This is a genomic window from Psychromonas sp. Urea-02u-13, from assembly GCF_002835995.1.
Taxonomy (GTDB): domain Bacteria; phylum Pseudomonadota; class Gammaproteobacteria; order Enterobacterales; family Psychromonadaceae; genus Psychromonas.
Genome location: NZ_PJBZ01000056.1, coordinates 15,234 through 29,420, shown reverse-complemented (window position 1 = coordinate 29,420; position 14,187 = coordinate 15,234). Strand labels below are relative to the sequence as shown.

Sequence of the window (14,187 nt, the reverse complement as noted above, 5' to 3'; positions counted from 1 at the left end):
TTCAACAAGATCTTTTTTCACCAGAAGAAATCGCCGCCTCATCTACTGAGCATATTCAACGCTGGATGATTTTAGATGCTGTCCCGAGTTTACAAAAACGTAGCGCCTTCAAATTACTCAGTAAACATTCCCTTGCAGAATTATTAACACTTCCCGCTTCAACCTTAAAATCCTATCGTTTAAAAGAAAACCAAATTAATGCTCTGCTAAATCCGAATCTAACGCAGATAGAAGAAAACCTCAGTTGGATAGATGAAACACAAAATCGAAATATTATCTGCTTCGATGATGAGCGTTACCCTAAGCCGCTCAAAGAAATAAGTAATCCACCTTTATTACTGTACCTAGAAGGCGATGTAAGCCTTTTAAAGTCAGCGCAAGTCGCTTTGGTCGGAAGCAGAAATTGCACTCCGTACGGCCAGGATAAAGCCTATCAGTTTGCTGCTGAGTTAGCGCAAGCAGGTTTTACTGTCACCAGTGGCATGGCCTTAGGTATTGATGGTTTTGCACATCAAGGAGCACTTGACCATAACGGCAAAACAATTGCAGTATTAGGGACTGGGCTTAACAATATTTATCCGAAAAGACACATTAAGTTAGCCAAAAATATCAGTGAACAGGGCTTGCTGGTCTCTGAGTTTTGGCCCAATAGTCCGGCTATTCCAAGTAACTTCCCTCGGCGTAATCGTATTATTTCGGGTTTGTCACTGGGGGTATTGGTGGTTGAAGCTTCCAAACGTAGCGGGTCGTTAATAACTGCACGTTATGCAAATGAGCAAAATAGAGAACTCTTTGCGTTGCCTGGTTCAATTGATAATAGCCAAGCCTGTGGCTGCCACCACCTTATTCAGCAAGGTGCAAAATTAGTGGTTGATATCAATGATATTATTGAAGAATTTACACACCTGCGATCTATAAAAGTGACTGCGCCTGAACTACAACTATCATTGCAGCAAGAAACACACCCGGTAATGAAGCACATCGATTTCCATATCACTACGCTAGAGCAACTATTACAACGGACAGGGCTTGATATCATCAATTTACAAAATCAGTTAGTAGAGTTAGAGATAACTGGTAGAATTACAGCAACCGCTGAAGGTTATATAAAAGGTAAAAATAATACATATGTTTGAAGTCATCATATATCTATTTGAAAGTTACATGCAGATTGATCAAAACGTAGAGGTTGATGCGCAGGAGATCACCGACGAACTATTGGAAGAAGGCTTTCAGAGTAGCGATATAACTAAAGCATTAGCATGGTTAGAGCATTTATCCGGATTGCATGAGCAATCTGAAGAAAATAGAGTGCAATTAGCAAAACCGACTTCACATCGTGTTTACAGTTATCTTGAGCAGCAACGTATATCAAGTGTCGGTCAAGGTTATATATTCTATTTAGAGCAAGCTGATATTTTAACAACCTATACACGTGAAACAGTCATTGATTGTGCAATGTTGCTAGAAATTAGTGAGTTACCTTTACATGATTTGAAATGGCTCATTCTAATGGTGTTATTTAATGATCCGAATAGTGAAGATGAATTTTTACAATTAGAGTCGATGTTAATGGACTTTGAAGATGGGTTGATTCATTAAATGAGTAAAGACGAGTTAACAACGACACACTTAAAAACCATCGACCTTTGCCCTGATTGTGGTTCAGAATTGCATATTCGTAACGGTAAACAGGGTGCCTTTCTGGGATGTACCCGTTATCCTGACTGCGATTATTTGCGTCCATTGCATGAAAAAAGCGAGATCAAGAAAGTACTCAGTGGCACAAGTTGTCCCTTATGTACTAAAGAACTGGTATTGAAGCAGGGGCGTTATGGGCTGTTTATCGGTTGTAGTGATTATCCTCAGTGTGAACATACTGCGCAACTCTCTGAAACTACAAATAAAGACGAAGAAAAAGAGCCAGAAATTAGTTGCCCTTCTTGTAAAAAAGGTAAGTTAATCAAGCGTCAATCCCGCTTCGGAAAAACCTTTTATGCCTGCGATAATTACCCTAGTTGTAAATACGCCGTAAACGACAAACCAGTGAACGAATTTTGCCCCGATTGCCATTGGCCTATCTTAGTAGAGAGAAAAACGGCAGCGACCTTGCGCATAATATGTCCACAAAAAGGATGTAGTTACCGAGGTAAGCCTATATAATCTCGCGCATATCATCTTCATAAATGTGCTGTACTAGGTTTACTATATGACTAATTTCAAACTCTCAAATGCGCTCACTGCGCTACGTATGCAAGGCGTCATTGCTTATCCAACCGAATCTGTTTTTGGGTTAGGTTGTGATCCTGATTGTGAAATCGCCATTCAACATATTTTAGATTTAAAGCAACGTCCTGCACATAAAGGGCTGATTTTAATTGCGGCTAATATTGAGCAGTTAAAGACATACGCTGATTTTTCTTCATTAAATGAAACACAACTAACCGCGATAAAAAATACATGGCCAGGCCCCTTCACTTGGGTTGTTCCTGTGCAAAAAACACTGTCTAAACTCATTAGTGGTGATTTTGATAGTGTCGCTGTCAGAGTGAGTGATCACCCTGTTGTACAGCAACTTTGTAGTGAATTTGGTAAACCTATTATTTCGACTAGTGCTAATCTTTCTGGATTAGATGCTTGTGTGAATGCCTCGCAAGTTAAAGAGATGTTTATCAACAACCCGCTATTAACGACTATTATTGAAGCCGAAGTATCAGGTCTTGATAACCCTTCACAGATTCACCATGCGCTAACAGGTCAGCGATTACGTTAATGATCCGCTGGGTAATATTTAAAGTAGACCGCTAAATAATAGAGTGATGCGTTTACTTTAAGCCTGAAAATATTGCCTTCAAAATTTTTACTCCTTTCTAATGTTTCCTATTTGTTAAAATTGTTACTTGAGAGTTTATCTGCACTTCGTATAATGCACGCTCAATTAATTACAGCGCTGGATTTACGTTTCAGTTAGCTAAAAGGAAATACCATGTCAAATATAGTCGTATGTGCGTTATATCGTTTTGTCGCACTTGATAACTACACAGAAATCCAACAACCTTTACTCGATATCATGAACACGAATGGCGTAAAAGGTACTTTATTACTGGCTAGTGAAGGTATCAACGGTACGGTTGCCGGAACACGTGAAAGCATTGATAACGTGATTAATTGGTTAAAGTTGGACCCTCGATTAGAGAGACTAACAACCAAAGAATCTTATGATGTAGAAAACCCGTTCTACCGCACTAAAGTAAAGCTTAAAAAAGAAATTGTTACTATGGGTATTGAGGGTATTGACCCTAACCGTACAGTGGGTAGTTACGTTAAACCAAAAGATTGGAATGCCTTAATCAGCGATCCAGAAGTCTTATTGGTTGATACACGTAATGATTACGAAATTAGCATTGGTACCTTTGAAAATGCGGTTGACCCAAAAACGACTAACTTTCGTGAGTTTCCTGCATACGTAAAAGAGAACCTTGACCCTGCAAAACATAAAAAAGTAGCGATGTTTTGTACTGGTGGTATTCGTTGTGAAAAATCAACTGCTTACCTAAAAGAGCAAGGTTTTGATGAGGTTTATCATCTTGAAGGTGGCGTACTTAAGTACTTAGAAGAAGTGCCTGAAGAAGAGACCATGTGGAAAGGCGAATGTTTTGTTTTTGATAATCGTGTTTCGGTGAATCATCAGCTAGAGAAAGGTCAATATGACCAATGCCATGGTTGTCGTTTACCGATCACTGAAGATGATAAAAAATCTGAAAAATACATGGAAGGTGTGAGTTGTCATCAGTGTTTTGATTCAATTACAGATGCTCAAAAAGAACGTTTTTCACAGCGAGAGCTACAAGTACGTTTATCGAAAGAGCGTGGCCAGGACCATATTGGTTCAAGTGCGGTTGAGCAATTAGAAAAAAACCGTGCTAAGAAAAAAGCGCATAAAGAACAACAACGTAAAAAGTCTAAATAGGCTCTTACTTGTTGTTTGGATTGAAAAGGAGACTCATTGGTCTCCTTTTTTGTGCTTGCTATAAATGGCTTTGTTTGACGAAGAAGTCAGTTGTTACAGGGTAAGGGCATAGATACAGACTTTAATCCTGCCATCATAGAGCATCTCTTTTTCTAATTTATAGCCATTTTTTTCAGCAACACGCACAGAGGCAATGTTCTCTTTTTCTATGAGAGAGATTAAACGATTCCGGCCCATTTTATCACGCGCATAGTTTTGAAGAGCAAGTGCTGCTTCTGTTGCTAAACCTTGTCCCCAAAATTCTTCTAATAAACGATAACCGACTTCAAGCTCTTCTTTCCCGAGTATTTTTTGTGGAAAAAAACCACAAGAGCCAATCAATTGATTGGTTTTGTTATTAATAACGGCCAGTAAACTAGGTTGGTTAGTCTCTGATTTTTGAATACATTGATTCATAAAATCACGGCTCTTTGTTTCTGAATAGGGGCCATTGAGTGAAAATCGCATCACCACAGGATCACTTAATAATTGATGGAGCGCGTAAAAATCACTGCTTTGAAATGGACGTAACGTAAGCCTTTCTGTGCTAATTTTTATCATATATAGTCATCGATTAGTGGCGAGATTATTGAAGGTTTTTATGTGCTAAGGTCTAAGCATATCTTGCTTTTGAAGTTGCAAAAAGCTTTGTTTGAGTTTGTTGCTATCGAAATGCATGCTGCTTTTATTCGAGATCTGTAACCAAGGAGTTCGCTGATCAACGATAAATGGTTTTCCGAGCGTCGTGCCTTGTGTTTGTACTGCCGCATTTCTTATCGGGTCAAGTGGACCAATAATAGCGTCGGCTCTGCCTGCAATAAGCATCTTAATCCCCTGAACAAAGGTTTTGATAGGATACTTAATAATACCTTCATTATTATCAATTTTATTACTAAACTTTGCGCCACGTAAATAGACAATCTTTTTACCGTTTAAATCGCTTATATCATTGAAGTTGGCTTGTATTAATCCAATCACGACGATCTTTAAAGAGGGTAATGGCGCAATATACTCAACATAATCTTCTAATTCTGGATAACGAAACATAATGGTCATATCAATTTTACCAGCCTGTATTTCTCTAATAATACGTGCATAAGGTGCCACTGAGTTGTGGCTAATATATCCCGCACCGGTCACTATTTGATTAGCGATATCATAATAGATACCGCTTAATTTTCCGTTAGTGTTAATGCCGTAGGGCGTAAACCCAATCGTACGTATCTTAATTATATCAGTGGTGTGGGCAGAGGTGAGCGTACTGTATAAAAACAGTATTAATATAAAAGCTCCCTTTTGATTAATGCCCATATTATTTTAAATACCCGATTAAATTAGCGATGGTTGATAAAGGTTGAAGATGAAATCCATCCTTGAATGTATATTAGTTAAAATTGATGCTTTATAGCATGCCAGAATTTAAAATCAATAACGTAATCAAGATCGATGTAAAGCCAGCTATACGTTAAGAATAATGTAGCCAACCTTGTCATCGTTTTAGGAATTTTAAATAGCTAAAGTAAAGCTTATAAGTGACTGTTGTGTAGGGGGAAGTTACGGGTTACGTTTGGGCGTCAGAAAAAAACGACTCACAAGGTTCATTATTAGTGAAGCGGGGGAGTTATTGTAGTGAATTGACCCGTTGATGTTTTTTTAGGGGCATGGCGCATATCTCTCGCCATACCGTTTTTCTACTGATTGTATTTATATGCTTACCAATCTAACTCTTGGCCATCCCATTGCCAGAAACGTCCGCTCTGTTCGAGTGTTAAATTGTTAATAAGCTTAACTAAACATGTGCGACTTTGTTCGACACTAATATCCGCCTCGCTACCGCCCATGTCTGTTTTTACCCAGCCAGGGTGTACGGGACAAACGATAATATTCTCCGCTTTGTACTCTAGCGCCATCACCTGCATAACCTTGTTTAACGCTGCCTTTGAACTTCGGTAAGCATAACTACCTTGCCCTTTGCCGACTAAGCTCGCCATCAGGCTGGAAATGCTCACAATGCGAGGGTGGTCGGAAAGTAATAAATTCGTTTTTAATGCCGTACTTAAGCGAAATGGCGCCAGTGTATTAACGCTAAAGGTCTCTAGCCAGCTTGTATAATCCATCTCTTTTGTATTTTGTTTATTGCCTCCAAAAGTCCCTGCATTATTGATTAAGATGTCTATCTTCACGCCTATTAGCTGTTCGCAAAATGTGCTGACAGATGCTTCGCTAGTGACTTCAAGTGCTGAGATGGTCAACTTCCCATGAGTCGATAAAGCGGTTAACTGCTCTGCGTTATTGATATCCCGACAAGTGGCGATGACATGTTTATCGAGCAGTAAAAACTTTTTTGTAAGTGCTAAACCAATGCCACGATTCGCGCCTGTTATAACCACTGTTTCCATGTTTAACCTTCCTTGTTATTTCCATTGCTATTTGTATGCTTATTTACATTGTTATGGCAACAAATAGTGTCTGGAAACTCAACCATAACCTGTAATCCTGGGTTATTGTCGAGTAACGTTATTTGTCCATTGTGTAGTTGTACGATCGCTTTAACCAGTGTTAACCCTAAACCAAATCCTGCCACATGACGGCTTTTTTCAATGCGATATAAACGCTGGAATACTTTGTTTTTTTCATTGTCGCTAATGCCCAGGCCATTATCACTAATGGTAAACCCCGACTCGGTTAATCGTATACTAATGCGTGCGTGTTCTCCGGCATATTTACTGGCATTTTCTAACAGGTTATACACAGCACGAAAGAGCAAGGTAGCATCCCCTTTTAATGTGATATTCAGGTCTACATCTGAGGTGATTATTTGTTCTTTTTCTTCTGCGAGTGGCTCAATTAAATCCACGGCATCAATTATTATTTTAGATAAATCAATTATTTTAAAGTGTTGTGTTTTTGTCTCTTTTTGCTGTTGTAAACGTGTTAATTCCAGCATCGCACTGAAAGTAAATAATATTTCATCGAGCTTTTCGATCATTGATTGCAGTTGTGTGGTGGGTTGATCTTGTTGACGTTTATCTAATAATTCTAATTCTATCTGTTGTCTTAAGTGACTGAGTGGTGTGCGTAAATCATGTGCAATCGCATCGGTAATGCCACTAACGGTTTCAAAGGAATGTTCTAATTGACTGAGCATAGTATTTATATGCAACGCCATATGATCATATTCATCGTTGTTATTAGACAAGGCAACACGGGCGCTTAACTGGCCAGCCTCGACTAACTGTGCGGTTTGATTAAAACTATTGATACGTTTTAATACACGTAACGAAAAGACTAATCCGGTGAGCAAACCTAATAACAAAGCCAGTATTAAGGCGATAACAGAAGCGCTGATATATTGTGCTTTAAGTGCATATAAAGCTTCATCATCAATCGCAACGGTTAGAGAACCTGCGCCTAATGGTTGACTACAGCCAGAAAGAAGTCGAATCTCATCGTATTTATCTAACCAAATGGGAAAACGTGTGAGGCGAGGGCAAGATGATATCTGTTCTGGAATGAAGCTAAGTCGGCCAATTAATTGCTTTTCTGTTTGGTAAGTTAAAATATATTGTCGAGAGCTTTCCGCTTGCAATTTAAACTGTGCAATAAATTCATCTGTATTCAATTGTTCAGCGAGTACGGTTTGTTGCGCGATAAGGCTTTCTAATTGAGCCTGTTGTTGACGACTCATTTGACCAATACTTAATTGATACAAAACGACTAACAATACTGCGACTACTGAGAGTAACAAAACGGTATATAGACGTGTTAAACGCCAGACAGAGCTGGCTTTTCTACTTGCTTGCCACCATTCGGTAACCCGTGCCACGCACTGTTTCCAGTAAAGGGGGAAGCCCATCAAATTCTACCTTTTTACGCAATCGTGCCAAATGCACATCAATAACATTAGTTTGTGGATCAAACTGATAATCCCAAACTGCTTCAAACAGTAACGAACGAGAAAGAACCTGACCGCTATGCTCCATTAGATAACGCAACAACTTAAATTCTTTTGGTTGTAGTTTTATCTCATTTAAACCACGGTAAACCTTGTGTGAGAGCAAATCCATTTTTAGATCTGAAACTTGTAAGCTGCTAGTGACTTTCTCACTGGATTGGTTTTTACGTTGAATTAATATTTCAATGCGTATCAGCAACTCAGAAAGCGCAAAAGGCTTAATTAAGTAGTCGTCGCCTCCTTCACGTAGCCCTTTGACCCGTTCAGAAACACTGTCTAATGCGCTTAATATCAACACCGGTGTTTGCTTGCCTGCATTTCTTAAGGTTGATAATACGGTTAACCCATCTAACTTGGGTAGCATTCTATCAAGTAGTATTAACTGATGATCTCCTTCTAAAGCCAAGAATAAACCATCTTGACCATTATCGGCGAGATCAACCTCATAACCTTGCTCTTGAAGGGCTTTCTGCAGGTATTGACGGGTTGTTTGGTTATCTTCGATAACAAGAATACGCACTGTATTTCCTTACGGGGGAGTGAACCCCCTTATTATTGCAATTAAAGTGTTGTTAACTAATGGCTCATTACAGGGATTATGTTGCCTGTTTTTATGTCCACAAGTACACGTTTAGCACCTTGTTCACCCATCAATTTGAATTTATAAAAGCTAATGCCTTTTTCACTTTCCAATTCAAACTCAACGATATTTGTATTGTATTTTTGCTTTAACGTGGCGATCGTCTTATTGAGGTTAAAGTTAGCTGCTTTTAACTCTTTTAAAGCAAATAGTTCATCATCATCTAAACGATTCAGGCCTAATACTTTCAGGCTGATACTTCTTTCCTTTAAGACCTCGCCATTTTCAAGGCTGACTTGTACTTTATATTTTTGTTCAGTTTCAAAGTTAATCGTTTCAATTTCGTAAGTTGCTTGATGGTTATAATCATCAATTTCAAATTCAGTAATATGACGAGAATAATCAGTGCTTACCTTTTCTATGGCCTGTTCTAGGGTGAAGTTAGCACGTTGTAAGGCAAGTGCTGCGAGTGAATCATCGTCGCCTGCAAAAGCGGAAAGAGAGGAAAAGGCGAGTGTTGCACACAATATTTTAGTAAATTTCATTTTGTTATCCTGTTTTCTATTTTAGTTATTTGGCTGATAACTGAAGTGTACGCTGGTAGCATTTCAACAAGGTGGATAAAACATTACAAAAAGTTAATGTTAGCCAGTGCGAATGAAAACAGGTTTCTTTTGACTAATCTCTTTGCAATATAGCGCGAAGGTAATCGCTATATTCATCGTAGCCTTGTTGATTAAAATTTTCTGAAAGCTGATTCATAAAACCGTGTGCATAAAGGCTCCTAGCGAGTGTTATCTGTTTATTGTTTGTTAAACAAGATGCCAATTCATTAATATCAAAATGCTTTTCATGCTGAGGTAGAATTAACTCAATTGGGACATTGGGTTGAATCGTTAAATGATGACGAATTTGCGATGAATAAAAGCAGAATACTTTTTTCACCTTGGTCTCTGCTAGTCTTGCTGATTTTAGCCAAGTCGCAGATCCTCCCACACTAAAAGCAATCAGATTAAATGGCTGATTAATAGCATTTAGTTTTTCCAGCACTAAGGCTGCGTAACTAGGTAGGCTAACCTGATCACTAAAATAATCATAAGCGACCTGCTCATTTTCAAAATTGATGAGCTGACCAGCATAAGGGTCAATAATCAATATATCGTGAGGTGCTATCTTATCTGCTAATGCTTGAAGCGCTAAACTCTGACCAAAAATATCAGAGACAAAAATAGTCAGCATATTTACACCTTATGAAAGCTGGTTATGTATATTCCCTGCAAAAAACACTTCATGCTTTTCATAAGCACTGTTATTTTCTGGCATTTCTACCAATTCAAAGCCTTGCTCATGTTGCAGGTTTTTAACAATTTCACGTACAAAAACACTGTTATTGGTATCGTTGATAAATTCACTGACATCGCACCATTTAGCTTCTGCAATTTCATCTGTATCTTGAATGTCGATTTGCTCTGTTAATGCATTCAAACGGCAGAGAAAATAGATATTAGACTTGCCAAAACGAAACACTTTTTTAGAACCAAAACCTTGCAGACCAACAAACTCACTGCGAATACCGGTTTCTTCATATACTTCACGCACAATCGCTTCTGATATTTTCTCGCCTAACTCAATATGGCCCCCCGGCAGTTTGAAGCCAGGCCCCATCGCGATTTTTTCTCTGATGACTAAGATCTGTTGTTTGTTATTAAAAATTAACGCACCAGCGCCGATACTATGAGTCGGTACAAAAGGCGCATAAGCATCTGCTTTAATGCGTAAAATAAGCGTAATTTCATCTTCTAAACAGTTATGAAAAACAAATCCGGCATCCGTCGCTATTTGAATAAAAGAAGATTGTTTAATCGATAGAGTAAACCAAATCAGTTGTTTACCTTTTTCACTAACTAACAATAACATTTCGTTAAATTGCGCTTTGAAAAGCGCTTCAGAATCGGGTAACGCTTGCTTGTCGATGGTGACACCGTTGTAATTGTCAAACTGATAAGTGATCAAAATAATTTCCTTTATAGGTGAATCGCAAGTTTGTTTGGGCTTATTTCAATAGTCATTAATTGTTTGCTGTATTTTGCCTCGGCTTTTACGCTGAATGCAGAGTGTCGGTATTATAGCGAGTATGACATCAAGAGCGGGTAGTTTGAAATAGAGCCGGAGATCGCACTTTGTAGTGCTATTGGTAGTCATGGCCTTTATCAAACCTTACGGCTTGATCATGCTTTAACAGCTAACCGTCTTTGTTTTCAGAGGCTAGCAGGAAATAGGGCTATCCAGACTAAGGTGTGTAAAGTTGTCCATTAAGGTAATAAGTAACACCGTTGGTATTGTATAACAGCTCAAGCTTATTATTGTCTGCGCCTTCAATAATGATGCTGCCAATTAAGCTATCGTTATTTTCATCCCAAATTAATGTTGGATTGGTATAAACAATAAACTCACCGGCTATTTCTTTCTCTGTTGATACAAAATCAAAACGATAATCGACTTGATATAGCTCTTTGCTGCCGTAAATATCTACATCCATGTGCATCATGGTTGCAAACTCATTGATTGTATTTTCTAATTTTCCCTGCGTTTTGATAGAGATAGTGCTGAGGTCTTCTTCAAAATTGCTGGCGGTTGTATAGCTACCATTAATGGAATGACCTGCAATATAACTGCAGTTATCGTAACTAAAAATGCTAAGAGAAGAGTTGCTATCGGACTGCGTATCAACATTGATATTGCCTGAAACGATACATTCGCTTGAAGTGTTAGAGGCTTTACGTGATGTTTCGTTATAAGAAAGTGTTGCGGGTAGTGCAGTGTAAACATCGAGTTCATCTAATAGAGAAATAATTTCTGGTGCATTATTCTCATTAATTGTAATGCCGTTTTCTGATAATTTAGTCGTAGGCTCGGCGCTATCCATCTGTTCTGAATTACAACCCAATAATGCAGTGGTGCATATGGCGATCATCAATAATTGCTTCATGGTATCCCTGCCTACTTTTTTAAACTGATTCACTTTATACAAGTTAGCTCTCTTTCTTTCAACATTAATCAATGTGACTTGTTAGCTGAGACACATTGATTAATGGATTAAACTTTATAGATTAAGTATTAACGAATTAATGGCGTGAGCATTTTTTCCAGGCCATTTAACTTAACCTCATACATCAATGCTAATTGCTTACCTAGCTTGCCTTCCGGAAAGCCATTACTATAAAACCAAACTAAATAAGGCTCTGGTAAGTAGATAAGCTTTCGTCCTGCGTATTTACCAAAGGGCATGACTTGGTTAATCGCTTCGCTGAGTGCTTTTGGATCATCTAACAATGGGATAGCCTATTGGATTCTATTATAAAAAGGTTCATATTATGTGCATGCAATATAACAAAATAAAGAGCAAAAATGACAGTTAAAATTACCCTTTGTAAAAATAATCAGCTTGGCTTGTTACGTGATATCTCGATAGAAACATACCGAGATACGTTTTCTGAGAGTAATAGTGAAGCATTGATGTTGCAGTACTTTGATGATGCGTTAACCCCTCAAAAATTATCACAAGAATTCAATGTTGTTGGAAGTCATTTCTATTTCATCTACTTAGGTAATGAAGTGGCTGGGTTCTTAAAAGTAAATGAAGGTGATGCACAGAGCGATCAAGTGGCTGAAAATAGCTTAGAGGTAGAACGATTTTATATCCGTAAACAATATCTACGTAATGGGCTGGGTAAAAAGTTAATGCAGTTTGCTTATCAACTTGCTGAGCAGTTAAACAAATCATCAATGTGGTTAGGTGTTTGGGAAGGAAATTTGGCTGCTTTAGCATTTTATAAAACACAGGGTTTCTATAAAATTGGAGAGCATCCTTTTGATATGGCGGGAGACATTCAAACCGACTTACTGCTCAAGAGGGATGTATAAGGAATCTTTTATTAGTTTGTTTATAGAATATTAATTCTACAGTGTAGTTGTCGTCTTTTTCTGAATTTATTCTACACTGTAGTGAGCAGTGTTTTGTGAGGGTAAATAATGATGAAAGAACAGAAAAAGCGTGGCAGGCCGAATCAAAAAGAACGTCAAATAAATCCTGAGCTAATTGTGTATATCGCAAAGTCATTAATGCGTGAACAAGGAAAAGTGCCGAGTATCAGGGGATTAGCACGTGCTTTAGATATTGATGCGATGGCCATTTATCATTACTTTGATAATAAACAGCGTTTATTAGAAGCGATGTTGATGTCGTTAATGGATAGTCTTTATTTCCCACCTAAACAACAAAATTGGCAAGACTCACTGCGCCTGTTATCTGAAAGCTACCTTAATTTATTGTGCCACTATGCTGGGTTATTGGAAGTCTTGGTCGCAATGCCTGCACAGGGCCCACAAATGGTCTTCTCTGAGCGCTTTAATAAAATTATTGCACCACTTCATTTACCTGCTGAAAAACAAAAGTCGATGCTGTTACTGTTGCTGAATGCTTTGCATGGTCAGGCTTTATGCTTAAAGGTGACACCTGAAGTCGATTTTAATCAGCAAGAATTTAATGAAACTTTCACGCTTTATTGCACGCTTATTAAATAAATGTCTCTTTTTTAACCTAGAGTGAAATACTTTTATCACTTACTGGGTCTAATGTTAAAGAGTTGTGAATGTTATTCTTGAAAAATTAAAAATGGTGAAAGTATGAATATTATAAATAGAAGTATCAAAGCCTTAGTGCTGTTATTTGTTATGAGTAGCACTTCAGTATTTGCAACAGAGCAAATACATACGGGTTATTTTAATAATAAAGCGGTATCTGGTTACGATGTCATTGCTTATTTTGAGCAAGCTAAACCGGTTGAGGGATCTTCTAAGTATCAGCTTGAGTATAAAGGTGCAGACTGGTATTTCTCATCACAAGCAAATCTCGACAAGTTTAAAGCGAATCCAGAAAAGTTCGCACCACAATATGGTGGATACTGTGCATGGGCGATGTCTAATGATAAAGCCGCACCGGGTAACCCTCCTTTTTGGACTATTTATAACGACAAGTTATACCTCAATTATGACCAAAATGTATTAGATACATGGCGTGCAGATAAAGACGGTTTTATTAAAAGTGCAGATGCCCATTGGGCAAAAACGGAAAAGGAATAAAAATGAAATTGAGTAAAACATCGGTTGTAAGCTGGGTTGTTGTATTGTGGATCTGCAAAGTATTCCTTTTATCATTACCGTACAAATTTACCTTACACCCAGATACACAACATATATTTGGCACTATTGGCCAGTGGATGAAAGGTTTTATTGGTGAATCAGGTGGTGCCTTATTTATGAATTATGGCTCTTATGCAGTGGGTGGTGTTGAGTTAATTACAGCACTTATTTTACTTTCTCCCGCATTGTTTTTTGCACTTAAAAAAATCGGTTTATTAACGAATACGCCAAGTATTAATTTAGTGCATGCTGCTGGTGGTTTATTGGCATCTGCAGTGATGAGTGGGGCTGTATTTTTTCACTTATTCACTCCACTAGGAATAGAAGTTATCCATGAAGGTAAAGGGGATGGTGGTTCGTTGTTTTATGCCGCTGTTTCTATTCTGATTTTAGGTGTGTTTATGGCCATTATTAACCTTATGAAATACAAGAAGGGCTAAA

The 14,187-nt window shown here is 38.1% G+C and carries 19 protein-coding genes; 9 read left to right on the top strand and 10 right to left on the bottom strand.

The window, feature by feature from the left end; genetic code table 11:
• Positions 1-65 precede the first annotated feature (65 nt).
• The 5 genes from dprA (at position 66) to trhO (ending at position 3,970) form a co-directional block, all read left to right on the top strand.
• The gene (gene dprA / locus CXF74_RS09725) at positions 66-1,136 is read left to right on the top strand and encodes a DNA-processing protein DprA (RefSeq protein ID WP_101082253.1); all 1,071 of its coding nucleotides are present in this window, start codon (positions 66-68) and stop codon (positions 1,134-1,136) included.
• Positions 1,129-1,602: a DUF494 domain-containing protein gene (locus tag CXF74_RS09720; RefSeq protein WP_101082252.1), complete on the top strand. Its 474-nt coding sequence runs from the start codon at positions 1,129-1,131 to the stop codon at positions 1,600-1,602. The genes dprA and CXF74_RS09720 overlap by 8 nt, the downstream gene beginning before the upstream one ends.
• Entirely contained in the window at positions 1,603-2,163 is a 561-nt protein-coding gene (locus CXF74_RS09715) for a DNA topoisomerase family protein (RefSeq protein ID WP_101082251.1), read from the top strand.
• A 46-nt stretch (positions 2,164-2,209) separates the two neighbouring features.
• Positions 2,210-2,773, top strand: coding sequence for an L-threonylcarbamoyladenylate synthase (locus CXF74_RS09710; RefSeq protein ID WP_101082250.1), 564 nt, complete (start codon positions 2,210-2,212; stop codon positions 2,771-2,773).
• Positions 2,774-2,986: 213 nt separating this feature from the next.
• Complete coding sequence (gene trhO, locus CXF74_RS09705) at positions 2,987-3,970, top strand: oxygen-dependent tRNA uridine(34) hydroxylase TrhO (protein ID WP_101082249.1); 984 nt, start codon at positions 2,987-2,989, stop codon at positions 3,968-3,970.
• A 93-nt stretch (positions 3,971-4,063) separates the two neighbouring features.
• On the opposite strand, the gene CXF74_RS09700 is transcribed toward trhO, so the two are convergent.
• The 10 genes from CXF74_RS09700 to CXF74_RS09655 all read right to left on the bottom strand — a co-directional run bounded on the left by CXF74_RS09700 (position 4,064) and on the right by CXF74_RS09655 (position 11,877).
• Positions 4,064-4,570, bottom strand: a complete 507-nt coding sequence (locus CXF74_RS09700) for a GNAT family N-acetyltransferase (protein WP_101082248.1) — start codon at positions 4,568-4,570, stop codon at positions 4,064-4,066.
• Between the two features lie 45 nt (positions 4,571-4,615).
• Complete coding sequence (locus tag CXF74_RS09695; protein ID WP_101082247.1) at positions 4,616-5,320, bottom strand: substrate-binding periplasmic protein; 705 nt, start codon at positions 5,318-5,320, stop codon at positions 4,616-4,618.
• 401 nt (positions 5,321-5,721) lie between these two features.
• On the bottom strand, positions 5,722-6,408 hold the full coding sequence (locus CXF74_RS09690) for an SDR family oxidoreductase (RefSeq protein ID WP_101082246.1): 687 nt from the start codon (positions 6,406-6,408) through the stop codon (positions 5,722-5,724).
• 2 nt (positions 6,409-6,410) lie between these two features.
• On the bottom strand, positions 6,411-7,835 hold the full coding sequence (locus CXF74_RS09685; RefSeq protein ID WP_232772486.1) for a sensor histidine kinase: 1,425 nt from the start codon (positions 7,833-7,835) through the stop codon (positions 6,411-6,413).
• Positions 7,801-8,484, bottom strand: coding sequence for a winged helix-turn-helix domain-containing protein (locus CXF74_RS09680; protein WP_101082244.1), 684 nt, complete (start codon positions 8,482-8,484; stop codon positions 7,801-7,803). The genes CXF74_RS09685 and CXF74_RS09680 overlap by 35 nt, the downstream gene beginning before the upstream one ends.
• A gap of 56 nt (positions 8,485-8,540) precedes the next feature.
• Positions 8,541-9,089 carry a PepSY domain-containing protein gene (locus CXF74_RS09675; RefSeq protein ID WP_101082243.1) on the bottom strand — a complete coding sequence of 183 codons (549 nt, stop codon included), beginning with the start codon at positions 9,087-9,089 and terminating at the stop codon, positions 8,541-8,543.
• A gap of 133 nt (positions 9,090-9,222) precedes the next feature.
• Positions 9,223-9,783 carry a hypothetical protein gene (locus CXF74_RS09670; RefSeq protein ID WP_101082242.1) on the bottom strand — a complete coding sequence of 187 codons (561 nt, stop codon included), beginning with the start codon at positions 9,781-9,783 and terminating at the stop codon, positions 9,223-9,225.
• Between the two features lie 9 nt (positions 9,784-9,792).
• The gene (locus tag CXF74_RS22835) at positions 9,793-10,557 is read right to left on the bottom strand and encodes an NUDIX hydrolase (protein WP_101082241.1); all 765 of its coding nucleotides are present in this window, start codon (positions 10,555-10,557) and stop codon (positions 9,793-9,795) included.
• A gap of 277 nt (positions 10,558-10,834) precedes the next feature.
• Positions 10,835-11,533, bottom strand: coding sequence for a hypothetical protein (locus tag CXF74_RS09660; protein ID WP_157822374.1), 699 nt, complete (start codon positions 11,531-11,533; stop codon positions 10,835-10,837).
• Positions 11,534-11,661: 128 nt separating this feature from the next.
• A complete protein-coding gene (locus CXF74_RS09655; protein WP_101082239.1) occupies positions 11,662-11,877 on the bottom strand; it encodes a DUF3820 family protein in 216 nt (71 codons plus the stop codon).
• Positions 11,878-11,952: 75 nt separating this feature from the next.
• On the opposite strand from CXF74_RS09655, the gene CXF74_RS09650 reads away from it, so the two are divergent.
• From CXF74_RS09650 to CXF74_RS09635, 4 genes are all read left to right on the top strand, one after another.
• Entirely contained in the window at positions 11,953-12,468 is a 516-nt protein-coding gene (locus CXF74_RS09650) for a GNAT family N-acetyltransferase (RefSeq protein WP_101082238.1), read from the top strand.
• 108 nt (positions 12,469-12,576) lie between these two features.
• Positions 12,577-13,128 (top strand): TetR/AcrR family transcriptional regulator, encoded by a 552-nt coding sequence (locus CXF74_RS09645; RefSeq protein WP_101082237.1) that lies wholly within the window; start codon positions 12,577-12,579, stop codon positions 13,126-13,128.
• A 102-nt stretch (positions 13,129-13,230) separates the two neighbouring features.
• Complete coding sequence (locus tag CXF74_RS09640) at positions 13,231-13,686, top strand: YHS domain-containing (seleno)protein (RefSeq protein WP_101082236.1); 456 nt, start codon at positions 13,231-13,233, stop codon at positions 13,684-13,686.
• Between the two features lie 2 nt (positions 13,687-13,688).
• Complete coding sequence (locus CXF74_RS09635) at positions 13,689-14,186, top strand: hypothetical protein (protein ID WP_101082235.1); 498 nt, start codon at positions 13,689-13,691, stop codon at positions 14,184-14,186.
• Position 14,187 lies beyond the last annotated feature (1 nt).